Annotated in this window: 24 protein-coding genes; 21 read left to right on the top strand and 3 right to left on the bottom strand. The window is 43.1% G+C overall.

Annotated features, from left to right (window positions below; all coding sequences use genetic code 11):
* The first annotated feature begins 2 nt into the window (after window positions 1-2).
* The 5 genes from H9648_RS03235 to H9648_RS03215 are packed head-to-tail and all read left to right on the top strand — an operon-like array spanning window position 3 to window position 5,710.
* Complete coding sequence (locus tag H9648_RS03235) at window positions 3-1,502, top strand: lyase family protein (RefSeq protein WP_191752407.1); 1,500 nt, start codon at window positions 3-5, stop codon at window positions 1,500-1,502.
* Window positions 1,472-2,407 carry a GHMP family kinase ATP-binding protein gene (locus H9648_RS03230; protein WP_225218692.1) on the top strand — a complete coding sequence of 312 codons (936 nt, stop codon included), beginning with the start codon at window positions 1,472-1,474 and terminating at the stop codon, window positions 2,405-2,407. The genes H9648_RS03235 and H9648_RS03230 overlap by 31 nt, the downstream gene beginning before the upstream one ends.
* Complete coding sequence (locus H9648_RS03225) at window positions 2,408-3,460, top strand: cysteine synthase family protein (RefSeq protein ID WP_191752405.1); 1,053 nt, start codon at window positions 2,408-2,410, stop codon at window positions 3,458-3,460. It abuts the gene before it with no gap.
* On the top strand, window positions 3,438-4,664 hold the full coding sequence (locus H9648_RS03220; protein ID WP_191752403.1) for an ATP-grasp domain-containing protein: 1,227 nt from the start codon (window positions 3,438-3,440) through the stop codon (window positions 4,662-4,664). The genes H9648_RS03225 and H9648_RS03220 overlap by 23 nt, the downstream gene beginning before the upstream one ends.
* Window positions 4,661-5,710, top strand: coding sequence for a GntG family PLP-dependent aldolase (locus tag H9648_RS03215; RefSeq protein ID WP_191752401.1), 1,050 nt, complete (start codon window positions 4,661-4,663; stop codon window positions 5,708-5,710). Before H9648_RS03220 ends, H9648_RS03215 begins: the two co-directional genes overlap by 4 nt.
* Window positions 5,711-5,712: 2 nt before the next feature.
* Here the strand turns inward: H9648_RS03215 and H9648_RS03210 are convergent, their stop codons facing one another.
* The gene (locus H9648_RS03210; protein WP_191752399.1) at window positions 5,713-6,714 is read right to left on the bottom strand and encodes a tetratricopeptide repeat protein; all 1,002 of its coding nucleotides are present in this window, start codon (window positions 6,712-6,714) and stop codon (window positions 5,713-5,715) included.
* Window positions 6,715-6,826: 112 nt separating this feature from the next.
* On the opposite strand from H9648_RS03210, the gene H9648_RS20835 reads away from it, so the two are divergent.
* The 16 genes from H9648_RS20835 to H9648_RS03135 all read left to right on the top strand — a co-directional run bounded on the left by H9648_RS20835 (window position 6,827) and on the right by H9648_RS03135 (window position 23,505).
* Window positions 6,827-6,955, top strand: coding sequence for a hypothetical protein (locus H9648_RS20835; RefSeq protein WP_255547200.1), 129 nt, complete (start codon window positions 6,827-6,829; stop codon window positions 6,953-6,955).
* A gap of 31 nt (window positions 6,956-6,986) precedes the next feature.
* On the top strand, window positions 6,987-7,640 hold the full coding sequence (locus tag H9648_RS03205; protein WP_191752397.1) for a LuxR C-terminal-related transcriptional regulator: 654 nt from the start codon (window positions 6,987-6,989) through the stop codon (window positions 7,638-7,640).
* Between the two features lie 134 nt (window positions 7,641-7,774).
* Window positions 7,775-8,425, top strand: coding sequence for a GNAT family N-acetyltransferase (locus H9648_RS03200; protein ID WP_191752396.1), 651 nt, complete (start codon window positions 7,775-7,777; stop codon window positions 8,423-8,425).
* Window positions 8,412-9,164, top strand: a complete 753-nt coding sequence (locus tag H9648_RS03195) for an SDR family NAD(P)-dependent oxidoreductase (RefSeq protein ID WP_191752394.1) — start codon at window positions 8,412-8,414, stop codon at window positions 9,162-9,164. Before H9648_RS03200 ends, H9648_RS03195 begins: the two co-directional genes overlap by 14 nt.
* Before the next feature lie 16 nt (window positions 9,165-9,180).
* On the top strand, window positions 9,181-10,125 hold the full coding sequence (locus H9648_RS03190) for an ACP S-malonyltransferase (RefSeq protein WP_191752392.1): 945 nt from the start codon (window positions 9,181-9,183) through the stop codon (window positions 10,123-10,125).
* A gap of 2 nt (window positions 10,126-10,127) precedes the next feature.
* A complete protein-coding gene (locus tag H9648_RS03185; RefSeq protein WP_191752390.1) occupies window positions 10,128-11,039 on the top strand; it encodes a hypothetical protein in 912 nt (303 codons plus the stop codon).
* Window positions 11,040-11,042: 3 nt separating this feature from the next.
* The gene (locus tag H9648_RS03180) at window positions 11,043-12,485 is read left to right on the top strand and encodes a class I adenylate-forming enzyme family protein (RefSeq protein WP_191752388.1); all 1,443 of its coding nucleotides are present in this window, start codon (window positions 11,043-11,045) and stop codon (window positions 12,483-12,485) included.
* Window positions 12,473-13,708, top strand: a complete 1,236-nt coding sequence (locus tag H9648_RS03175) for an aldehyde dehydrogenase family protein (RefSeq protein WP_191752386.1) — start codon at window positions 12,473-12,475, stop codon at window positions 13,706-13,708. The genes H9648_RS03180 and H9648_RS03175 overlap by 13 nt, the downstream gene beginning before the upstream one ends.
* Window positions 13,701-15,371, top strand: a complete 1,671-nt coding sequence (locus H9648_RS03170) for a thiamine pyrophosphate-binding protein (RefSeq protein ID WP_191752384.1) — start codon at window positions 13,701-13,703, stop codon at window positions 15,369-15,371. Before H9648_RS03175 ends, H9648_RS03170 begins: the two co-directional genes overlap by 8 nt.
* The gene (locus tag H9648_RS03165) at window positions 15,368-16,402 is read left to right on the top strand and encodes a 3-oxoacyl-ACP synthase III family protein (RefSeq protein WP_191752382.1); all 1,035 of its coding nucleotides are present in this window, start codon (window positions 15,368-15,370) and stop codon (window positions 16,400-16,402) included. The genes H9648_RS03170 and H9648_RS03165 overlap by 4 nt, the downstream gene beginning before the upstream one ends.
* An 18-nt stretch (window positions 16,403-16,420) precedes the next feature.
* Window positions 16,421-16,693: an acyl carrier protein gene (locus H9648_RS03160; protein WP_225218691.1), complete on the top strand. Its 273-nt coding sequence runs from the start codon at window positions 16,421-16,423 to the stop codon at window positions 16,691-16,693.
* A 64-nt stretch (window positions 16,694-16,757) separates the two neighbouring features.
* Entirely contained in the window at window positions 16,758-17,771 is a 1,014-nt protein-coding gene (locus H9648_RS03155) for a beta-ketoacyl synthase N-terminal-like domain-containing protein (RefSeq protein WP_191752380.1), read from the top strand.
* A 10-nt stretch (window positions 17,772-17,781) separates the two neighbouring features.
* Window positions 17,782-18,195 (top strand): hotdog family protein, encoded by a 414-nt coding sequence (locus tag H9648_RS03150; RefSeq protein WP_191752378.1) that lies wholly within the window; start codon window positions 17,782-17,784, stop codon window positions 18,193-18,195.
* 163 nt (window positions 18,196-18,358) lie between these two features.
* Entirely contained in the window at window positions 18,359-19,594 is a 1,236-nt protein-coding gene (locus tag H9648_RS03145; RefSeq protein WP_191752376.1) for a beta-ketoacyl-[acyl-carrier-protein] synthase family protein, read from the top strand.
* 3 nt (window positions 19,595-19,597) lie between these two features.
* A complete protein-coding gene (locus H9648_RS03140) occupies window positions 19,598-22,645 on the top strand; it encodes an efflux RND transporter permease subunit (RefSeq protein ID WP_191752374.1) in 3,048 nt (1,015 codons plus the stop codon).
* 173 nt (window positions 22,646-22,818) lie between these two features.
* Entirely contained in the window at window positions 22,819-23,505 is a 687-nt protein-coding gene (locus H9648_RS03135; protein ID WP_191752372.1) for a CPBP family intramembrane glutamic endopeptidase, read from the top strand.
* Between the two features lie 299 nt (window positions 23,506-23,804).
* Here H9648_RS03135 and H9648_RS03130 read toward each other — a convergent pair whose 3' ends face one another.
* Together H9648_RS03130 and H9648_RS03125 are read right to left on the bottom strand one after the other, a co-directional pair.
* Window positions 23,805-24,464: a hypothetical protein gene (locus tag H9648_RS03130; protein WP_225218690.1), complete on the bottom strand. Its 660-nt coding sequence runs from the start codon at window positions 24,462-24,464 to the stop codon at window positions 23,805-23,807.
* A gap of 16 nt (window positions 24,465-24,480) precedes the next feature.
* Complete coding sequence (locus tag H9648_RS03125) at window positions 24,481-24,978, bottom strand: PadR family transcriptional regulator (protein ID WP_066395067.1); 498 nt, start codon at window positions 24,976-24,978, stop codon at window positions 24,481-24,483.
* Between the last annotated feature and the right edge of the window lie 8 nt (window positions 24,979-24,986).

Raw genomic sequence — 24,986 nt, 5'->3', positions numbered from 1 at the left:
AAATGACAAGTCAAGTAACAGGGAGGGTCACGAGCCCTCCACATGAACGCTATACCGAGACGATTCTGTATCCACAGTTCGACTTTGAACTGAAAAACTATCTACATCATTATGTATCGATCGAAAAAGCACTCATACATGCTTACAAAAAGATGGATCTTATCACACAAGATGAAGCGAGCGAACTGTATTATGCGATATCGGCGGTCGATCGAGAAGAGCTTCATAGCAAGTCCAAAGAGAACTTAACAGACATCGCGCTCACTCTTGAGAAGTTCATCGATCAACAGATGAACAAGACGGTCACACGTTGGCATTTAGACAGAAGTCGTAACGATTTCCAAGCTTGTGCCCAGCTCATGTTCGGAAGAGAAAAGTGGCTTTCGCTCATCGAGAAGATGATAGGGCTCAGTCATCTCGTTCTATCAAGAGCGGACGAATATCGAGATACCTTGATGCCTGGATATACCCATTATCAATCCGCACAGGTCATCTCGGTCTCTTTCTATCTTACTGCGATTAGTGAACACCTGATCGTCACACTCAAAAAGATGATCGACACGCTCTATAAGATGAACGAACGATCCCCGCTCGGATCTGGAGCGATGTCTGGGCAAGAACTTCCGTTTGATTGTGACGTGATGGCAAAACAGTTAGGCTTCACATCATATGTGGGCCACGCGCTGGTCGGTGTTGCTTCAAGAGATTGGACGCTTGAACTGGCTGAGAACCTTTCCTTTTTTGGAAATAATATGAGCCGTTTTCTTACAGACTTGATCAACTGGGGAAGCAGTGAATACCAGTTCATCCACTTTCCCGATGAACTCTCTGGAATCTCATCATCGATGCCTCAAAAACGAAATTACCCCATCTTAGAGAGAGCACGAGGCAAGACCAGCCATTTTAGCAGTTATTATGTGGACATCTTACTAGGACAAAGAAGTACTTCGTACAGCAATCTGGTTGAGGTCTCAAAAGAAGCAGGGAAAAATGTTCCTCATCTCTTAAATGAAGCCGATTATTTTCTCGATCTGTTGTTTTTGATCTTTGAACAGATGGAGTTTCATAAGGATATCCTCGAAGATCGTTGTCAGGAAGATTTCTTTGGTGGGTTCACACTCGCGAACCAACTCACGATAACAAACGAGATCCCTTATCGGAAGTCACAGGTGATCGCGGGGAAATTTATTACCGAAACGTTAAAACAAGGTCTCCATCCAAAAGAAGTGTCTGTTCAACTTCTTCAGGACATTTGTGAGCAATACGGATATGAGAACAAGTTGAGCCAGAAAGAGCTTCTGAGTACCTTTGACGCGAAGCTGGGGCTTACGAAGAAAATTTCAAAGGGCTCGACTCATCCTGATGCTGTACAACAGATCATCTTCATTCAGGAATGTGAACTTCAAATTCTTCAAAAGCGATTTGTAGAAAAATATAACGAGATTCAATCAGGGATCAAAGGATTGGATGAATGGATACACGAGAAGGGACAGATGGTATGAAAATAAAAGAGCTTTTACCTCTGTCTGCAAAAAGACAAGGGTATGGAAGATCATGTGGCACGTTCGGGGAACTTCTGCAGGGAGTCCTGCCGAACGAACAAAACTTCCTAGTCACATTCCCGATCGAGATGTATTCAACCTGTACCTTCGTTCCGATCGACGGAGAAACACTCTCTATCATGCCAGAGGGGAAAGTAAAGTCTTTGCAGCTAGCTAAACGAATCCTAGAGTTCTATGAACTGCCATTAGGGGGACATCTGTTACTCAACAGTGAACTTCAGCAAGGAAAAGGGCTCGCAAGTTCGACCGCTGATATGGTAGCTACGGCAAGGGCGATCGAGGATTATTATGACTTTTCGATTCCGGTCATCCTCTTAGAAGACTTTATCAGAGAGATCGAACCCTCTGATGGCATCATGCATGCCGGGGTCGTGGTCTATTATCATAAAGAACTGCGACTAAAAGAAGCGTTAGGAGACTGTCCGTCGTTTACCATCCTTGGGATCGATGAGGGCGGCGAGGTGGATACCGTCCAGTTCAACCGAACCGCTAAACCTTTTACAAAGAGTGATAAACAAGAATACGAATCACTTCTATCTCAAATGTGTAGCGCTTTTAAATCAAACGACCTCGAGTGGATCGGAAAGATCTGTACGAGGAGCGCTATCTTGAACCAAAAGTTAAGACCGAAAAAGCACTTGGAAAATTTGATCACAATCTGTCAGGAAATCGGTGGCATCGGTGTAGTGACCGCACATAGTGGGACTTATATCGGTATGCTTCTTCATGATCGAGACCCCCAATATCAAAAAAAATTAAGTGAAGGAACGAACAGATTGAAGGGACTTGGGTATCCCGTACAATCTTTTCACTCTATCACGAGAGAGACGGAGGTAATGGCATAAATGGCTCTATCGATGATCGAACTAATCGGAAAGACCCCGCTCGTTCAACTGAGACGAGAAACCATAGAACATGCTTCTATCTACGCCAAACTTGAAATGCATAATCCGTTCGGCATGAAGGACCGAGTAGCCAAACAAGTCATCTTAGAAGCAAAACGTACAGGAGAACTCAAAGAAGGTGCACCGATCGTTGAGAGTTCTTCTGGCACTCTTGCGATGGGGATCGCGCTCGTTGGAACCTACCTCGGACACGACGTTCATATCGTAACAGATCCGAGGATCGATCAGTTAACGTATACGAAGATGAAATCACTCGGTGTCCATGTACATATCGTGGATGAGATGGGACCGAGTGGCGGCTGGCAGCAGGCGAGGCTTGATTATCTAGATGGTCTTCTATCACGCTACCCGGATGCGTTCTGGCCGAAACAATATGAAAATATCGAAAATCCAAGATCTTATCATGAACTTGCAGATGATCTAATCGCTGAAATGGGTCACGTAGATATCTTGATCGCTGGTGTTGGTAGCGGAGGATCACTCTGTGGAACCGCAGAGAGACTAAAGAAGTACAATCCGAACGTGAAGATCATCGCGGTGGACGCTGCTGGAAGTTCTATCTTTCATCAAAACGATCGACCAGGTCGTTTGCAAGGCGGACTCGGAAACAGCCTTCAGCCGAAGAACGTGAACTATTCAGTCATCGATGAAGTTCACTGGTTAAACGATGAAGAAGCATTCTCATGGACTCTTGAACTCGCACGATATGAGAAGATCTTTGCCGGAAACAGTTCTGGAAGTGTGTATGCCGTAGCCAAGTGGATAAGTCGTACGGTCGATCCTAACACGAAGATCGCTTGTATCTTCCCGGACCGTGGGGACCGCTATTACACGACGATCTATGACGAGATGTATCTGAAGAACAAAGAGATCAACCCTTTTGCTCTTAATGATATCCCTAGAAAAATTGAGCATATTCAAGATACGGATCAGTGGTCGTACATATTTTTTGAAAACGGGAAGTGCTTACATGAAAAAGTTATTGTTTATTGAGTCCAATACGACAGGAACTGGGATGCTTGCGATCCAAAAAGCAAGGTCGTTAAACGTCGAGCCCCTCTTTATCACGAATGACCCGTCCCGTTACAAGGATTTTCCTTCAGATTGTCAGGTCATCGTCTGTGACACGAACGATATCGATACGCTTCATCACTCTATAAAAACGAACGTGTCGCAAGAACAGATCGCAGGGATCACGACGACGAGTGAGTTTTATATCCACACGGTCTCCCTATTAGCAGAGAGGTTCGATCTGCCTGGGAACCCGGCGATCGCTGTAGAGGCGGTCCGAAACAAAGCTTCTGTGAGGAGCTGGTTGAAAGATGCGACACACCTCTATAAACCTTGGTTTTTAACGGTGGATTCTTTGAATCAGTTAAGAGAGAAAAAAGAGCTTCTCTCTTTCCCCTGTATCGTTAAACCAGTCGATGATAGCGGTTCGAATCGAGTGGTCAAGTGTGAAACATACGAAGCGGTTGAGAAGTTCGTGTTGAGTCAATTACAGATCGAGAGGAACACGAGGAATCAGCCCGCGAAAAGACTCGTACTGATCGAAGAATTCGTGGGTGGACAAGAGTATAGTGTCGAGATGTTCTCTTTTGAAGGCGATCATCAGTTGATCGGTATCACAGAGAAGACGGTTGGGGAAGGTCCTTATTTTGTAGAGATGGGACACGTTTTTCCCGCTCCTGACCTCTCTTACGAGATGAGAGGAATTATAAAGAAAGGAGCACTCGAAGTTCTAAACACGATGGGATGGAGAAATGGCCCGGTTCATCTAGAGATCAAATTGAAAGATCATAAGATGTTTGTTGTAGAGATGAACGGAAGGTTAGCGGGTGGTATGATACCTGAACTCATCCGTTATGCAACGGGTACCGATCTACTCACACAACAGATAAAGATCGCGATCGGACAACCACCAGAAATCAGGAAGTTTGCTTCTTGTTTTGCGGGGATTCGCTTCTTTGTTCCCCTGACTTCGGGTAGCGTAGAAGTTAGTCCAATTCAGCAACAAGAAGAGATCAAAGACGTGAAGATAAACGTAGAAGACGGTCAGTTTGTCGAGAAGGCGACGAATGCTTACGGAAGGTTAGGGCATATCATCGCTACACATACAAACAGCGATACGCTGAGAAGTATACTAAGGCAAACTGAGATCGTCACAATAAAAGAGGAAGAAGGTGCTCTACAATGAACTATTTAAGCGATACCGTGACACTCCCCACTGACGAGATGATGAGATCGATACAGAACGCGCACCTCGGCGATGATGTTTATGGACAAGACACAACCGTGAACGTACTTGAAGAAAAAGCCGCTTTTATGATGAACATGGAGGCTGCTTGTTTCATGCCGAGCGGAACGATGGCGAACTTGGCTTCTATCATGGCCCATTGCCCAAGAGGCTCAAAAGTACTTGTTGGTAACGAATCAGATATTTATATCTACGAAGCGGGAGGGGCATCCGTCTGTGGTGGAATCATGTATGAACCGATACCTACTCAAACAAACGGAGAATTAGCGATCGGTGATCTAGAGAAAGCTTTTCCTGTTGATGTCGAGGACCCTCAGTTCGCCCTACCCGCACTCATCTGTTTAGAGAACACGCATAATCGCTGTGGGGGTAGAGTGCTATCGGATTCTTACTTAAGAGAGGTTTATGAGTTCAGCAGAGAAAAAAATGTTCCGATCCATATGGATGGAGCGAGGATTTTTAATGCTGCGGTTGCTTCTGGTGTTGATGTGAAGGAGATTACGAAGTATGCAGATTCCATCCAGTTCTGTTTATCAAAAGGATTATCCGCTCCTGTTGGATCGATCGTAGCTGGAAGTCATGAACATATTAAAAAAGTTCGTACCCTTCGTAAGATGCTAGGTGGGGGTATGCGGCAAGTTGGGATCATCGCAGCTCCCGCACTCATAGCATTAGAAACGATGATTCATAGATTAAGTGAAGATCACGCTCGTGCACGTGATCTTGCAATGGGAATATCTTCTATCAAAGGGATTACACTAGAACCTGAAGTTATCGAGTCTAATATCATCATGTTTAAAGTTGATCCGAACCTCTACTCGTGGCAAGAGTTCCTGAATGTGACAAGTGAGAAGGGAATCGTATTCTCAGAGATGGGTTACGGCCGATTGCGTGCAGTCGTTCATCGTCATATTACAGACGAGGACATCTTTAAAACGGTAGAGTCCGTTAAAGAAATCATGACCCGCTCTCTAATAACGAAATAGATTTATCTTTTAGCATACTGTTCCTCAGTATGCTTTATCTTTTTTAATAAGGTTTCTGCCAACTCTTTATCTTCAATTCTTTCAATTCGTCTTATAGAATCTGCAACGAGTTTATCTCCTTCAGCACGGTCTCCTTTTAAGTAACAAACCTCAGCCAGCGCTCTCATAGTACGAAGTAAAAAGAGTTCCTTTCCTTCTAAAGAGAAGACAGAAATCGCGTCTGTGAAATATTTATAGGCATTCTCATAATCTTTTTGTACTTCATAAACAATCCCCAACAGATGGTAGAGTTCTCCTTTTGAGTAGAACAGATGATTACTTAATAGATAGTATTGTAGCCGGTATGCCAGATCGATACACGCGTCGTATTGCTTTTTTAGATAGTGGATATACGCCATGTTATACGCCACTCGAGGGTACAGAGACTTATCTTCTACTGATAATAATGTTTCCCAAGCAGCCAGACCCTTTGATAAGAATACGGCGGCTTCATCATATTCTTTCGTTTCGATGAGAATGATAGCCAGAGAGTTTGCGATATTGATATCTAGTTCTGTGATCACTTTATGGTTTAGAAGTTTTCGTAAGGATCTCTCTGCTTTTTTAGGATACTTCTCGATCTTATGAGAGAGAATCGCCTTCTGCCACTCGATGAAACGGATAAAACTTTTATCTAACTGATGGCTGTTCTTTCTTATATAGTTTTCAGCTTCTTCGATCACGTATTGCAAGGAGTTAAAGTCTTGTTGGTATAAACTTTCGCGGCAGAGTTTTTTGATCTTTGAGACGTAGATCGCAGAGGAGTCTTCTTCGGGTGTCAGGACAAAATCTACAGAAACATTTAATTTTTGGCAAATATTTTGTAGGACATCAAGTCGTGGCAACTGAGTGGATTTTTCTATCCGATAGAGGGTAGATTCGTCACAAATGTTCTCAGCTACAAATTGCCTAGAATAACCGTTCTTTTTACGAATCCATTCAATTTTTTGACCTATATGTTTCATTTATCCTCCTAAAAATGACAATTATGTAAGAAACCTGCGTAAATGCATATATAACTTAACATATATTTATTTGATAATGATACTAGATACTTTCAAAGGAGGAAAAGATAGGATGAAAAGACTAAAAAAATTCGTATACGCAGCAATGCTTTTAACCTTACTATTCGGTAACCCGGTGGTAGATAAGGCTATAGTAATAGTAAATGGACCGGTTGATGACCCGATCATCGGACACCACTAAGAAAACGTGTCAACGTATGAGGTGATATTTAATGGGGAATAAAGTACTATTTGTAGACTTTAGTAAAGATAGGAAGAATACACATTCGTTGATCGAATTATTGTCAAAAAGAGGATATCATTGCCATTATTTGAATCATTCATCATCTCTTTCAGATTCCGTTTTTACCAATTCTTTTGACCTAGTCATTATGAACCTTGCAAAAGGTGATCTCATTCATACCAATTTTGGAGAGTGCAAGAAGATCTTACTCGTAGGGAAGGGAGAGAAACATCTTCTCTCCTATGTCAAAAATACGCAAGCCGTCATCAATCGAGATAACATCCACGAGCTCTTAAAGGCAATACTGGTCATTCAGAACGGTGGATTTTATATATCTGAAGAGTATAGAAACGATATCATGCCTGAGATCAATCTTGATTCTCATGTTCATCAAGATATCGACCTCATCTCTGTGTTAACCGAGATGGAACTAAAAGTGGTCGAAGAACTAATCAACGATAAAACCAACCAGCAGATCGCCGATACTCTGTATCTCAGCAAACGGACAGTGGAATATCATATCGCTGCGAGTATGCAGAAATTAAGAGTAAAGTCCCGCGTCGGACTCGCTGTGAAAATCACAAAAGCGAATCTTATCTGTAAGTTTTCAGGATCCACCCCTGCGATTCAATCTATATTATAAAACGTTAAAATGAGTCCCTTCACGGGGGCTCATTTTTTTAGTATGGATTGCGTGATTTACGGGTGTTTTAGCCCTTCTCTTTTCTTATGATGAACATGCAAAGTTTTACGCTCAAACAAAGAAAGGAGATATACATGAAAGGTAATTTTGTGAAACTAAGACCACTTGAAGAAGAAGATTATGCGTTGTTCTCACAATGGGTCGTACCGTCTAAGACCAGTGCACTAGCGAGAGGGTCCCAAGACTTTGCGACTACAGAAGAGGTCAAACAGGATATCAAGCATGGCAATACCCGCTATGCGATGGTCCTCACACACGAAGATAAGAAGATCGGGTTCGTATCATGGCAGCCTCAAAAGTATGAAGGAAGTTATCTTTTAGGTGGAGTAATCGGTGATCCGGATCTTTGGGATTCCGGTTATGGAGCAGAAGCATCGATCTTGATCATGGACTACCTTTTCCATTTCAAGAACGCGCATAAAGTCCAGTTCATCAACGGGTTACATAACTTAAGATCTGTCCGATTCCTACTCAAGAACAAAGTCGTCATCGAAGGGATCCTACGGGATTATTTCTTCTTAGACGGTGAGTACCATGATGCGATCGTCTCTTCCATATTAAGAGATGAGTATTACCAAGATGAACAGAACATGCCAGAAGACAGTATTCCTCGTGAGGAGAAACAAAAGATTCGTGAAGAACTCTATGAGTACATGAACGGCTATTGGCTGAAGAACACGTTTCCTGACCTCGTGACAAAAGGTGAACTTCATGAAGTGGAATGATGAAGTCGTTGTCATCACAGGGGCCAATAAGAGTATAGGAAAAGGAATGGCATCTCATTTTGCTTCTCTTGGCGCGAGTGTCGTCTTAGGATACCGAAGTTCAATCGAAGAGATCGAAAGAATCGTTCGTGAGATCAGAGAAGAAACGGGGAACCACAACGTCTCCTATGAAAAGATGGATGTTAACGACAGTGGAGCGATCGAAGAAGCAGTCGGACGAATCATCAAGAGGTATAAGAAGATCGATGTTCTCGTGAATAATGCTGGTGTCAGTTACGGTGGCGCTTTGATCCCGAGTAACCCACTCGACAAATGGGAAGAGATCATCCAAACGAACATCATGGGCACGATCAACTGTATTCATGCGGTTTCCTTGCATATGCTGACGGCGCAGAAGGGATCTATCATCAACATCGCCTCTTTAGCAGGACTCGTTGGGATGGAGAGACTAAGTGCTTATAGTGCGAGTAAAGCGGGTGTCATCGGACTCACTCGATCATTAGCGAAAGAATATGCTCGTTTTCAAGTACGAGTAAACGCTGTGGCGCCAGGTTACATCGAGAACACCGGCATGGTAGACCGTATCCCGGAAGACCAGATGAACGCGTTCCACAAGAAGATCGCGATGGGGCACCTCGGTGAAGTGAATGATATCGCAGAAGCCGTATCCTTCTTAGCATCTTCTAAATCAAAGTATATTACCGGCCAAACGCTAGTCGTTGACGGCGGATTAATGTAAAGAAAGAGTGGTAGTGATGAAAACAGCGGTTCTATTCCCACCGTTGATGGCGATCAAAGAGAAAAGCTTCTATGATCTCTATCAACAGTACCCTCATGTTCAAAGAAAGTTTCAAGAAGCGAGTGACATCTTATCACTCGATCTGGTCAAACATTTTTTCTCAGATGACGAGAGTGAAATAAATCGAGGTCTAGTAGCAAGGCCAAGTATCGTGACATTGAGTACGGCGCTCTTTGAGATGTTAAGAAGTGAGTTAGGAGAGATCTCCTACTATCTTGGACCGAGTCTCGGTCAAATGACTGCTATCCATTGCAGTGGTTCTCTCGACTTCAGGACTACGATCCAAATGGTGAAGAGCATGGTGGAACTAGAAGAACAAGATGAAGCGAACAAAGGGTATAGCGTTTACTTCTTTTATAACATCGATGTCGAAAAGTTAGAACTGGCTATGCAAGAGGTCAGGCAGCAGGGTGGGTATCTTGAACCTTGTATGTACGCCAATCATAACCAGATGATCATCAACGGTGACGTTAAGAGTCTTGAAAAGTTGAACCAGCTCGTCGTTCCTCAAGGGGGACTCGGGGTAACGATTCCTTTCGGACCACCAGGACACTGTTCATTATTACAGAACGTTGTGGACCGTTTTCATGAACAGTTCATGCCAAAAGCTATCTTTCGTGATCCTGATCATCCACTCGTTAGTAACGTTGACGGAAATCTCCTTCTGACAAAAGAAGAGGTCATGAACGAGATCGTCGGACAGTATACAAGAAGTGTCCAGTGGTATCGCTGTCTACAGCGTCTCTGGAGCGATGGTGTGCGACGGTTGGTCGTACTCGGTCCGGGGAACTTTATCACGAAATCTTTACAGTTCACGGATATCCCGTTTGAAGTCGAGACGTATCTTACGGCAGAAGAGATAAACAACAAACTTAATAGTGTTATTAAAGAGGAGGTGTAACGATGGAAGCCATTCTTTTACCAGGACTTGCTCCTTCTTCGTACAGTGAAGTGAAAGAATTCATCCACCATAGTCCTTTTGCGATCAAACGTTTTCAAGAGGCGAGTGATGTGATCGGGTACTCACTGATTGATGCTTTTAAAAAAGCGGGTGAGAGAGACTATGAAGTGTATGAGAGTGCGTTCTTAGCGAATTCTATCGCTCTACTCGATCATTTTAAAGATCGGTATGGAGTCGAACCTAACGTTGCGATCGGCCCTAGCTTTGGCGTGTTAGGAGCAGCTGTGTATACGAAATCACTAACGTATGAAGAAGCTATGTGGCTCACTCATGAATCGGGCAAAGTATCAAAAGATTTCTATCTCAATCTAGAAGGTGATTTCCAGACTCATTTTGTTTATAACTTATCACTTCATGAAGCGAACGACCTCATCCAGTCGTTCACCCAAAGAGGGAAGTATTTAGAACTTGCAGGTTATCTTGAAAAAGTGGTCTGTCTGTGTGGCCCTAAAGTTGTGATCGATGAATTGAAGGAAGAGCTCAACCACAAGCCCAAATGTTTTTCTCTTCACACGATGAACCAGCCGATCCACAGCAAACAGTTAAGAGAACTGAACCAAAAACTCAAGAATAGTGTTTTTGAGCAAGTTGATTTTAAGCCGATCCATGGAACGTTCATATCAGACGTGAACGGAGCTCTGATCACAGATCCTGATGAGTTCAAACAGACCATACTAGATGGGTATGACAACCCCGTACGTTGGGATCTTGTAAAGGGCAGAATCGATCAACTCGGTCTTGAAAAAATATACGTGATCGGTCCAAAGAACCTTTTCAGTCAGTTGCTTAAAAATCAGATACAAACGATCGACGTTGGACCAGACAACGTGTTTACGTCAGGAGCCGTGAAGTAAGAGATGAACCGTGAAATTTTTACACCAGACAGTACATACTCTTATGGAATGTTTCTTCAAGAAGTATGGAGCTGTGTCGATTATTTGACCGCTAGAGGGATAAAGGCAGAAGATCGTGTCCTATTGTCTATGGAGAACTCGTTCTCTTATATGGTTACGGTGTTTGCTTTGATAGAGATAAAGTGTTCGATTGTTTTAGTAGATTGTTTGGTAAACGGAGAAGAAGTCACGAGGATCGCGTTAGAGTCCAAGTGTAAATGTTCGATCACCGATCGACTCGTTCCTTTTTCTGATGCTTTGATCCACATCACGATGCCGACACATGAGAAAAGGATTTCTAGGAAAACGGATGAGCTCTCCATCGAAGGATGGATGACGTTAAAAGATGCACTGATCCTTTACACTTCAGGTTCTACAGGAAACCCGAAAGGCATCGTAAAATCAGGTGGGTCTTTCGTATCTAATATCGAATCAACGATGAAGAGGATGCGATACTACCGTGAAGATGTTCTTCTGCCTTTGATCCCATTTACGCATTTTTATGGTCTGTCTATCCTCTTTATCTGGTGGCTAGAAAAGTGTGATCTTGTTCTATGTAACTATAAAGATATCAGAAGTATCGTGAAAGCGATCATCGATAAAAAAGTGACAGTCGTTGATGGAATTCCCTCTACCTATTATGTATTCAATCGGTTGTTGAACAAGCGCGCAGAGTCTCTTCAAGTGATCAAAGAGTCAAACGTAAGGATGTGGTGTGTCGGAGGAGCCCCACTATCTAAAAAATTGAGTGATGAGTTCGAACGCTTGATGGATAAACCGCTTTTGGATGGCTATGGTCTCTCAGAAGTGGGGAATGTTGCTCTGAACGTTGAGGGTCCTGAGTTTGGATGCGGGCAGCCGATCGAAGGTGTGAGACTTAAAGTCGCTCGTTCTGACGGTAAAGAGAGTGAGATCTTAGAGATAGGAGAAGTTCTCGTCCAATCTTCTGGTGTGATGGAATGCTATTTTGAGGATCAGGAAAAGACCGACGAGGTCTATCATGATGGATGGTTCAAGACGAACGACCTAGGTTACTTAGACGCTCATGGAAACCTCTTTATCGTGGGCCGATTAGGTGAAGAGATCCTACGGAACGGATATTTGATCTATCCTGCCAGTATTGAAAAAGAGATCGAAGATCGTTTAGGGATCAAAAGTAAAGTCATCTCGATAGAAGATGAGAAGAAAGGTGCCGTTCTTCTATTGTTTGTCGAAGCTGCTGAAGAAGAAGAGAATCAACTGAAAAGAATGATCAACCAGGCACTAAACCCCATATTGCGGCCGGATAAAATCATTGTGTTAGATGAGTTTCCGTATCTTGCGAACGGGAAGATCGATCAGATTCAGATTAAACAATGGGCTACACACTACAGCAAAGGAAAGGAGAGGGAATTATGGGTTACGTAAGTGTGTTGGATAGACGCACTTCTTTGATGGAAGTACGAAAAGAAACCCTCGAACGAACGGTTGAGTACATGGAGAACAATCGAAAGGCGATCGAAGATATCTTACTGGAGATCTCTACGTACCGAACAGTAGAAGAAGAGTTCGAGACGGCTATCCGAACGCTCAAGAAGGGCTATAGTGAAGTGGAGATGAATCAGCCTCCGACCATCAACAAGATGTCTGTTTTTATGCCATCGAACCTTATTCTTTATTCGTATGTTTTGTATCTACTCATTCCTTCTTATTATACGAAAGAGATTGAGTTTCGAAGTTCCAACCAAGTGATTGACCAAGTGAGAAGACTTCATGAACTCTTGAAGCAGGCACACGAGCTGCCGATCACACTGCTCGAGTTATCACATAGACAATATATGAAGCGTTCTGCACTAGAGGCCGAAGTGGTGGTGTTTACGGGTACGTATCAAAACGCTGAACAGATCAAATCTCAGTTTAGAAATGAACAGATGTTCATCTATTTTGGACAAGGTGTGAATCCCTTCATCCTTTTAGAAACAGCTGATATTGAGAAAGCTGTTCATGATCTCATCCAGGCGCGCATGTTCAATACGGGGCAAGACTGTATGGGGCCTGATGTGGTGTATGTACCCGAAAACGTACGAAAAGAGTTTACTGATTATTTAGTGAATTCTCTTAAAAGCTTGAAGTTTGGAGACAATCAGGATCCCTTCGCAGATTATGGGAAGATGTTTTACACTTCGACTCTAGAGTCGATCGGTGAGTATTTGAATCAACATAGTCAGTTTATCGAGCACGGCGGTACGATCGACTTTTGGAATAAAGTCATCGAACCCACCGTGATCACGAGTTCTCTACAAGACAACTTAGAGATCGAAGAGTTCTTCTCACCCATCTTTAACGTTGTAACCTATGAAGAAGTCGACGAACTCAAGAAAATTGTTCAAGAGAGCTACTTCCGAGAACGTGCGATGGGGGCTAGTGTTTACGGAACAGATGATAACGGGCTTGTTGATGTATTAAGACGAAAACATGTGGTGAGTATCAACGAGACGCTATTTGCTATCGAGAACGGTAACGAACCGTTCGGTGGCTACGGCCCGATGGCCAATTACGTGTACTATCAAAATCAGCTGCACATCAAACCATTATTGATCTCAAACGTACTACGTGAGTTATGGAACAGCGAGGAGTCTTTGGATGAATAAACAGACCGTTTGGGAAAAGGTAGCATCGTGTCTCAGTGCGTATGGAACAGAGATCGTTTTTGGATTACCGAGTGATGACTTAAAACTGTTACAGTGCATCGAAGAGAAGGAGATGGAATTCTTCTCTGCCAAAGATCAAAGCAACTCTCTATACATGGCAACGGGTTATTCGTTAGCTACAGGTAGACTGTCTGTGTGTCATATCGGCAAAGGGCCCGCTGTAGCGAGTAGCATCACAGGTGTTTTAGAAGCGAGTTCGCAGAGTATCCCGCTCTTAATCATCGCTACCGCTACAGATACCAACCGCTATGGTTCCAAGAAAGCCTTTCAAGAAGCCGATCAGTTAAAGTTGATATCACCTCTCACGAAGTGGAGTCATCGGGTAGAGAGCGCTGAATCTGTTGGGTGGGTCTTAAAGAAAGCGATTTTCACAGCGATAAATGGTTCTCAGGGACCGGTCTATATCGAGATTCCTGAAAACATCGGCAGTGAACTCGTTGATGAAGAACTCTTTTCTTTTAAGCATTTCCACGTTTCAGATAAGGTCCCATCATCAAACGCTATCCATAATGCACAGCGGTTGATTCAAAACGCAAGAAATCCCGTCATTTTAGCTGGTGGTGGTTGTAAACGTTCGACCAACAGATCGACGATCACCCAGCTCGCAGAGTTGATCGACGCACCGATCTTTGTGACGGCATCTGGAAGAGGGTGTGTAGATGAAGACCACCCCTTATTCTGTGGTCTTGGAGGCTTATACTCTTCAAGTGAGATGGACACGCTCATCAAAGAGTGTGACCTCTTTCTCTCACTCGGCAGCAAACTCGAAGAAACGGTGTTGTTCGGGTGGGAAGAGCATCTTTTATCGAGGAACATGATCGAGATCAACATTGACGAGAACGATTTTAACCTATCTTTTGACAGCTTAAAACTAGTTGGTGAAGTCGGTTCGACTCTCGACATATTACTTGAAACCATCGAACCATCGTTTAAAGTTACATCACAGAATAAAGTCAGCATCATCAAAACGAAGTTGCACGAGCAAAAACAAGAGATTCTGCAAAGAGACGATGAACTGAAGGTCATCGATATTTTAGAAGAGATGGAAACGGTCTTAGCCGAAAACAGTATACTCGTTCACGAGAACGGCCTACAGGATATGTGGAGCTATTTTTATCCGAATTTCAAGTTGAGAAAGAAACAGAACGCTATCGTCCCGAGTGAACAGACGAGCCTTGGGTTTGGGTGTGGAGCGGCTGTAGGCGTAAAGAAAGCTCATTCAGATTGCCCTGTTATAGCACTCGTGGGAGATGGGGCGTTCAACTTGTTCAGTGTAGAACTCGCTACACTCATCACGCAAAAGATCCCCATCCTCTATGTGGTTTTAAAGAACGGCGGATATGGCTGGTTAGAATTTCAGAACAATAGTCAGGAGACGAGCTTTGTAGATTCTTCGCTTTCTTTAGTGTCTATCGATCACGAGCAACTGTTTGTTCTTCCGTTAGTTGAGAAGAATCAACTAAGAAACGTTTTTTCAGAGAGTATCAAAAAGTTGAATGAAGGAAAGACGGTTGTGATCGAAGCAACGGTTCACCTAAATGATGTTCCTAGTGCGTTAAGCGAATTGTATGGAGATTTTCCAGTAAAGGAGGTTGTTCAATGACGACACAAACGGTAGTAAGACCGAGTATTGTTGAGACGACAGGATTGAAGATCCCCGTTACGATTCAAGGAGCGGGTTTTGCCGTTCCGAGTCAGATTGTAACGAACGACGAACTGAGCGAGAAGTTTAATACAACCGATCAGTGGATCCAAGAGAAGACCGGTATAAAAGAAAGACGGTACTTAGAAGACGGCCGTACAACTTCAGATCTATGTATCGAAGCAAGTCTAGAAGCGATTGCAAAAGCGGGTATCCAACCAGGAGACCTCGATGCGATCATCATCACTACGACGACTCCTGATCAATGTTTACCATCAACGGCGATGATCATAAAAGATGTGCTTGGGGCTACTCGCGCGATGCCGATCGATTTAAATCAGGCTGCCTGTGCAGGTGGGATCTATTCGATACTGATCGGCTCACACTTACTTCAGAACGAACATATGAACAACGTTCTTGTGATCGGCGCTGAAATCCTCTCACGGATCATGGACCCTACAGACAGAAGCACGTCGGTGTTCTTTGGTGACGCGGCTGGAGCTGTTGTTCTTCAGAAGACGAGTGAAGGGTATGGGCTGTTAGCATGGGATGTGGATTCCAAGTTGAATGATGCTGTCAAGATCGTGGGTGGTGGGGCGACGCCACTTCCTGAGGGAGAGACGCTCGAGAGCGGTCAGTACATTAAGATGAACGGTAGGGAAGTTTGGAACGTAGCGACTGAAGCGATTCCATCATCCATTCGTAACGTCGTCAAGAAGGCAAACTTAACGATTGAAGATATCGACCACTTCTTGATTCATCAAGCAAACGTCAACATCGTGCGTGCAGCGTTAGACGAACTTCAGGTACCGGAAGATAAGACAACGTTTACGGTTCACGAATACGCCAATACAGGATCAGCGACTCTCTTTTCTGTCCTTTATAAAGCCTTACAAGAACAACGTATCAATGAGGGTGATACGATCGTCTTCTCGGCGATCGGTGCAGGTTTTCTTTGGGGTTCACTCTGTTTAAAATACATCAACAATTAAAAATAGAAGGGTTGGATTATGATGAAAGAAATGATGAAAGAGAAGATTAAGTTGAAGTTTATCAGTTCGTACAAGTTATCACTCACGCCGGATGAGATCGATGATGATGCAGCATTATTCGGTGTTAACTCTCCTTATGGTCTAGATTCGATGGATGTATTATTCTTTATCAATCATGTGAAACAAGACTATGAACTCGAGTTAGGGGCTATCGATACGGAGAGCTTTAAGACCGTTAACAACATCGTGAACTTTATTGAAAAACAAGCTCAAGAACGTCAGACGAACTAATCCACGGAACCCTGTACACACAGGGTTTTTATTTTCTTCCTATTAGAGAAAGGTCAGGATAAACATGGTAAATAAAATCGTCATAACGGGTCTAGGGATGATCAATCCACTCGGTCATACCTGTCTAGAGGTCTATAACGCATACCAAGACAAGACGAACTCTATCAATCAAGGCATCTCTCATTATGACCCTACCAATCACTTTGAAAAAAAAGAGATCAACCGACTAGATAGTTTTTCTCAGTATGCGATCGTTGCAGCGAACGAAGCGATCGAACAAGCGAAACTAAGTAACTATGAAGGTTCGATGGAAGAAATCAGCGTCATCATCGGTGCTTCAGGAAACGGAGCGGATCGGTTTCTTCAAGAGAATCACGAACTCTTGATAGAACGAGGCCCTAAACGGATCAGTCCCTATTATTCATCTGCAGCGATGATCAATTCACCACCCGCTGAGATCGCTTTAAAGAATGGGTTTCAAGGTCCATCGGCTGCTGTCTTGGCAGGAGAGGCAAGCGGTCTACTCGCTCTCGGTCAAGCGGTGAACTATATCCAAAACGGTAGTTGTACTATCGCTATAGCTGGTGGAACACAAGGAGATATCTCACTTCTGACGGAAACAGGATACGAAAAATCAGCTATCATTTCAGAGTACCCACACCATCCACTCAACCCAGGAGCGGGAGCTGTCGTGATAGAAACAGAGAAAGAAGCAAGACGAAGAGGTGCCGAACCATTAGGTGAAGTGATCAGCTTTTCCATGAGTACCGTGAGTGATGAAGCAGAGATTAAAGAAGTGGTGATTGATGCGTTAGCTGAAGCTAACATTGAAACACATATGGTCGACTTGATCGGTGTAGCGGAAGAAACGGATGTTGTCACATCGATCTTTAAACAGGATATCGCGGTTCTTTCGCTTAAAGAATCGATGGGTAACATGCTTGCAGCGAGTGGTGTCAATCAAGTCATCTTAAGCCTTCTATCACTTAAGGAGACGGGAAAGAAAGAAGCGATCGGGCTGGTTAACAGTATAGATCCCGCGGGGCATTTCGGATGTTTAATCATTAAAGTAGTTTAGGAGACAGATAATGGATAACTTTGATATTCAAAAAGTGCTTCCTCACCGCTACCCGTTTCTTCTCGTCGATCGTGTAACAGAAAGAGAAGTCTTGAAGTGGGCAAAAGGATTTAAAAATGTAACACGTAATGAGTGGTTCATGAACTCAAAATTAGCACCAACTATGCCAGAAGTCCTTATCCTAGAAGCGATCGGACAGCTCGGTGCGTTCGTTTTACCAGAAGAAGAAACAGATATCGGACTTCTTTCTGGAGTTAAGAACGCGGTCTTTTTAAAACCGGTCTACCCTGGAGACCGGTTAGATCTTTACTTTGAAGTAATAAAGAAGAGAGCGACCGTCTTTAAAGGAAGAGGGTACGCGATGGTAGAAGGAGAAAAAGTGGTGGAAGTAGATGAGATTACGGTCTCTTACTTAAGAGAATAGGTCATTTGAAACTGTACAAAGACTCTCTTGTTTTTTGAGGGTCTTATTTTAGTTCTTTGTGATGATTTATTCCAATTCCTTCATTTTTGCGGTAATTGCTAGTTTTTTTCTCACTCCTTGTTAATAAAATGAGGAGGTAGTTTTACAGAAAGGGGACAACACTTTGAAACGCAGGGTAGTCATTACCGGATGTGGCGTCGTAACTCCTATCGGTACACACATCGACGAATTCTGGCAGAACATGATTTTGGGTAAGAGTGGGGCAAGACCAATTGAACGCTTTAATACGGAAGGATACACTACGCGGATCGCAGCTGAGATCGATAACAGTTCCTCTCTAATTCCGAAGTCAGAAGAAGTAGCTGACTCGTTTTCAGATTATGCACTTACAGCGTCAATAGAGAGCTGGAAGATGGCAGGGCTCGATGAAGGATCTTTCGATATCAGGCGAACCGGTGTGATCGTAGGATCGAGTAACGGGGGAGATCAGTTCTTTCAAGAGAATCACCTTTCCTTATTAAACGGCTCTACGGAAGACGTAAATCCAGAGAAATTTAAAGCTAGTATGATCAACAGCGTACCTATCCGCATCGCAAAAGAACTAAAGATAAAAGGTCCCGCTTGGTCGATCTCTACCGCTTGTGCTTCTGGAACAAACGCGATAGGTGAAGCGGTTCGAGCCATACAGAGTGGTTCGATGGATGTTTTCATAGCAGGCGGAACAGATGATGGTATACAAAGTTTGAACATAGCAGGACTCGCACGCATTCATGCGATGACGAGAAAAAATGACACACCTACAAAAGCGAGTCGTCCTTTTGATAAGAACAGAGATGGATTCCTCATGGGAGCTGGATCTGGGATGGTTGTCGTGGAAGAATACAACCACGCTAAAGATAGAGGAGCCAACATCTTAGCTGAAGTAATCGGATACGGTGCAACAACTGATGCTCATCATATTACGGCGCCTCATCCAGAAGGTCTTCTGGCTGCTCGGGCGATGGAAAAAGCGTTAGATGAAGCGGGTTTACTACCGAGAGACATCCATTATATCAATGCACATGGCACGGGAACACAACTGAACGATCAGATGGAAGCAAAAGCGATCCATCATGTGTTCGAGGAATATGGAAAAGAGATACCCGTCAATGCGATCAAGTCCATGACCGGACACATGCTTGGTGGATCTGGTGCGGTCGAAGTGATCGCCACTGTCCTGTCGATGGTAAACAACTTTATCCCTCGTACGTTAAATTGTGATGAACTCGATGAAGCTTTACAGCTGAACATCGTGAGGGAGGAGTCTATTCCTCATCCGATCGAGAACGCGATGAGCAACTCGTTTGGTTTTGGTGGCCATAACGTAAGTTTAATTCTAAGAAAAGTCAGAGGAGAGTAAACTATGCAGAAATTTATCAATTTCTCCATCAACAACAAACTTGCCATTTGGATCGTTACCCTATTTATAATCGTGTTTGGAACGTTTTCTGGATACTCGATGAAACTTGAAACGCTCCCGAACATCAACGAACCGATGGTCGATGTTACAACGATCTATCCTGGTGCTTCACCGAATGAAGTTACAGAGAACGTAACGAAACCGATCGAAACAAAAGTTGAAGGCTTAGAAGGCGTAAAGAGTGTTACGTCTACTTCCTTTGAGAACGCTTCATCCGTACAGATTCAATACGACCTAAAGAAGGATATGGAAGAGGCAGAGCGTGAAGTAAAGGAGATCGTCTCTACGATCGAACTTCCTGCTGCAACAGAGCAACCGAAAGTGGCAAGATTAAGCTTTAACGATCTTCCGATCCTCGTCTTATCACTCGCGGATGACAAACGAAGTATCGAAGAACTCAGCAAGATCGCAGAAGATGACATCAAAAGAGATTTTGAGAGCATCGAAGGAGTTTCAGAAGCGAAAGTCATCGGTAACAAACAAAAAGAGATACAACTCTCGTTCTCTCCTGAGAAGTTGAGTCAGTTTAAACTACAAGAAGAGAACGTTGTAGAATATGTAAAAGCATTGAGCAAAGATACACCGCTCGGCTTACAAGTGGTCGAGCAAAAAGAACAAGCTTTCGTCGTGAATGGAGCAGTCGCTTCGATCGACGATTTAAAAAGTCTAGAGGTTCCCACGATTGAAAATGCTGAAGGCTTCGTGACGCTAGGGCAACTGGCTGAAGTAAAAGAAGTCACAAAAGAACAATCCGTTGCCAGAATCAACGGAAAAGAAGCAATCGGGATTCAAATCTATAAAAGTGCTGCAGGAAACACAGTAAAAGTGGTAGACGGCATCAAAGAGAAGATGGCATCTAATACAGATAAGTTCGATAGTATCGAATTTACTTCTGTGTTAAACGAAGGAGATCCGATCAAAGATTCCGTTCATGTTATGTTCGAAAAAGCATTGATGGGTGCCGCGTTCGCGATTCTGATCATCTTGTTGTTCTTACGAAACATTAAAACGACGTTGATCGCGGTGGTCTCGATCCCGCTCTCACTCATCATCTCGATCATCTTCTTGAACCAGTTAGACATCACATTGAACTTGATGACGTTAGGTGCGATGACGGTCGCGATCGGTCGTGTAGTGGATGACTCGATCGTTGTCATCGAGAACATCTTCCGACGAATGGCCTTAAAATCAGAAGTACTAGAAGGAAAACAGTTGATCAAAGCGGCTACATACGAGATGTTCTCGCCCATCGTCTCATCGACGATTGTTACCATCGCCGTATTCTTTCCGTTAGGTCTCATCGATGGCCCGGTTGGGGAGTTATTCTTACCGTTCGGACTAACGATCGTATTCGCTCTTTTAGCATCTTTGGTGGTCTCTGTTACCATCGTACCGATGATGGCACATCTTCTTTTACGAAAGAAGAACATTAAAGCACATGAACCAGAAACGAAACCTTCGTTCTACCACAAGACATTAAACTGGAGTCTCAATCATAAGATCATCAGTTTTATCGCGATCAACGTCCTGTTGATTGGTAGTCTATTTCTGTTACCGCTCATCGGGGTCAGTTTCATGCCTGACAGTCAGAACAAGATGATTATCGCTTCGTACAACCCAGTCCCGGGTTCGACGAATGAAGAGATTAAAAAAGAGGTTCAAAAAGCGGAAACGATTCTTTTAGACCGCAAACATATCAAACATGTCCAGTCTTCATTCGGTGAAGGAAACCCGTTAAATCCTTCAGACGTCAAGCAAGTGCTGTTCATTATGAACTATAAGGATGGTTTAGCAGATGTCACGAAAGAACAAGACAAGTTAGCGCCTCTACTGAAGAAAGCGAACACGGGAGAGTGGAGTATTCAGAGTTCTGGAGGAAACAATAGTCTATCACTCTACGTTTATGGTGATGATGTAGAAAGTGTTAATCAAGCGATCGATAAGGTCTCAAATACATTAGATGATCAAAAAGATTTGAAAGGGTTAGATTCCACTAGTTCCGATACATTGAGTCAGCTCGGATTCTCGATGGATCTTGAGAAGATGGCTAAGTTTGGCGTTCAGCCTCTTCAAATCTATCAAACTCTTGGAGCGAAGGATTCACTTGATACCCTTACCTCTATAGACGTAGAGGGGAACGCAGTGCCGGTTCGTCTCGTACGAGAAGCGGACGATCTTACAAAAAACACGGTTCTTGATAAAAAAATAACCACTCTAACTAATGAAGAGGTCGCTTTGTCTGAGTTTTTATCTGTAAAAGAAGAGAACGCACCAGCTTCTATCACGAAGAGAAACGGCCGAGTGTACGGAGTAGTATCCGCCACGATCACGAACAAAGATGTAAAAGCTACTACAGAAGCGATCAAAAAAGAAGTGGAAAAGATTAACTTCGATAATGGGATCACCGTAGAATACGGTGGTGTGTCGGCACAGATCGATGATTCCTTCACACAGTTAGGAATCGCGATGGGAAGTGCGATCATGATCGTATACTTCGTTTTAGTCGTGACGTTCGGGGGCGGACTCGCACCACTGGCCATCCTGTTCTCATTACCGTATGCGATCATCGGCAGTCTGTTAGGACTTTTTGTGATCAAAGAACCGATCAGCATCTCCGTAATGATTGGAGCTCTGATGTTGATTGGAATCGTCGTAACGAACGCTATCGTACTAGTTGATCGTATCATTCAAAAAGAAAAAGAAGGTACACCGTTACGACAAGCGATCCTTGAAGCCGGCATGACGAGACTACGACCTATTCTCATGACAGCCCTCGCAACCATCGGTGCTCTTGCGCCGCTTGTGATTAGTGGGCAGTCTGATGGAAGCGGATTGATCTCTCGTGGGCTAGGGGTAACGGTAATCGGAGGATTGATCTCTTCAACTCTTCTTACACTGATTGTTGTACCTATCGTGTACGAGACACTCATTCGAGTGAAGAGAAAGATATTTAAGAAGAAGATAAAAGAGAGTAATGAGAAAGTGGCATAAACTGTATAAATAATAAGTAAAAGCTAGCCGATTCGTCTATGAATTCGCTAGCTTTTTATTATTGTAGGTAAAAAGTAATCAAGTAGAATACTATTAATTAGTTCTTACTTAACAGTTTATGGAAACCGTGAAAGAGGTAATGAAAGTTATACATATAAAAGTGGGTGAGATATATGAACAGAGCAAACTGGAGAATATGGGATGTTGTTTTCATATTGAGCATACATCTTATCGCAAAATTTATCGTTGTAGATTTCTGGTTAGAACCACTTTTGACTGATTTGGGTTTTGATGGGGTAATCACAGGCACGATAACAGGTTTATTTTTAGCATGTGTAGCACTGACTTCTGTCTTTTTGTTCGGTATTCAAAAAAACAATCTATCGTTTAGAGATCTTGGTTTTCGTCCAGAGATCAAGATTACGAAGCATCTTCGTCTAATCTTGATTTACACGCTTCTGTCACTGATATCTGCAGGTTTACTGCTGTATATCATGTATGAAGTTATAGGTGTTGGGCCGAACGAGCGGTCGAACGCAGTCGCCGATCCGAACGTATATAAGTTAACCGTCGCTCTTCTTTCTGCTGCGGTGATCTCTCCGTTCTATGAAGAGATCGTGTACCGTGGTTTCATTTATGAGAACTTTCGTAAACACTTCAATCGATGGCCGGCTATACTTTTAAATGCCATCATCTTCTCTCTTGTTCACCTACCCTCACTCGACATCCTGCCCGTTAACATCGTGAACGGAATTTTGTTCGCTCTTGCATATGAAAAGACAAGGTCGATCTATGTTCCTATGATCATTCATGGTCTGTTTAACGGAATTCTGTTCCTAGGCGTATTGATTGGAAATTAATAAATAGAGTTGAACCGATAACAAACCAAACCGAGTATAAAATCTATGATTTTATACTCGGTTTTTGTTCAATCAGGTGTTTAGAATTGTTTCGATATCGTTTATTTCATAGAGAGTGTTTTAAGAAGCTGAGAAACGTGTATGACTTTTCCGCCGAAATTCTTCGAGAAGAAAGGGGAAGAAAAAAAGACCCACATGGGTCCGCCTTGTTAAGAGGCGCTGTGGGTTCTGTTAGCTATAGGATATCTTAACTATATTTTTCTAAAAAAGAACGAAGTTGTTACATTTTGTCTTTGTATCTAATTGTTCGTAAAGACTGACTTTTTTTCGTTCTTCGGAAAGAACGTGTAGGATAGGGACGTGACGCCGTCGATGATCAAGACGAGAGTCCAGATTCGACTCAGGTTGTTCATCGATTCATTGTTGAACGGGTAGAGAGCATCTTTGCTGCTGAACCACTCAGACAACAACTGTTCGATGTTCTCAGATTGTGTGAGCTGATCGGAAAGACCGTAAACTAAGAACATACCAATATGGGCCAGGATGAAGATCGAGAGATGAATGGCAAAATGTTTTCTCTCTTGTCGAGCTAAGTCTTTGCCATAGAGCTTCTCTGGTCCTTTCAACTCCGGAACTGGTTCACCTTTCCACTTCGCTACCTTCTTCTGAATAAAGATATCCAGTTTTCTAAAATCAGACTTACCATATGTCAGTGCATAGACGATGATGATCAAGATGACGATCTGGTAACTCGTAAAGTTTCCGGTCTTCAGATAATCCATGAACCCCATCGTCGCGATCCAAAGGTCGTTGATGATAAAAAGGAAAAAGAAGACGATGCTTAATTTCTTTAGGTTGAACCAATAGCGAACGACAAGGAACGTTAATGAGAAAACCCAAAAGAAAACTTCTGCGGTGATCAAGAACTGCCATTTATTTTCTAAGATAAAGTCCATCATAATGTTTACCTCTCCTTTAATCGGGGATAATTTCTAACCATTTCATATCCGCTTCAAGGTGAAGGATCTTCCCATCTATCAGATACAGTATGGTCTCATTCTCTTTTGTAAAAGGGATGTTCTTCCTTAATAGCTGCAGTTCTAAGATGTTTTTAATGATCGTCTCTTTTTGCTGTTTGACCATCTTCTCCAGGTTGAACGAACTCAGTTGTTTCACACATAACAGTTTAAAATAAAAATCGTCTTTTAAAAGTGGCTTCTCCACAGGTTCCAGCAGCCACTTTTGTATTTCCTCCTCACCCTTAGCCGTAATTCGGTAGATCCGAAGGTCTGTCTCTTCTTCAGAAGACGCATCTACAAGGCCATCTCTGACGAGCCGGTCGATGGTCGTATAGATCTGACCGGCGTTGATCTCCCATTGTCTATAGACCATAGATTCGAAGGACACTTTTAGATCGTATCGATGCCTAGGTGATTGGGATAAAAGAATCAAGATGGCATGCTTTACTGACATAAAAACTC

The organism is Fictibacillus norfolkensis (genome assembly GCF_014836645.1).
GTDB classification, from domain to species: Bacteria; Bacillota; Bacilli; order Bacillales; family Fictibacillaceae; genus Fictibacillus; species Fictibacillus norfolkensis.
The sequence above is the reverse complement of the archived record's forward strand: the minus strand, read 5'-3'. Positions and strand labels throughout refer to the sequence as shown.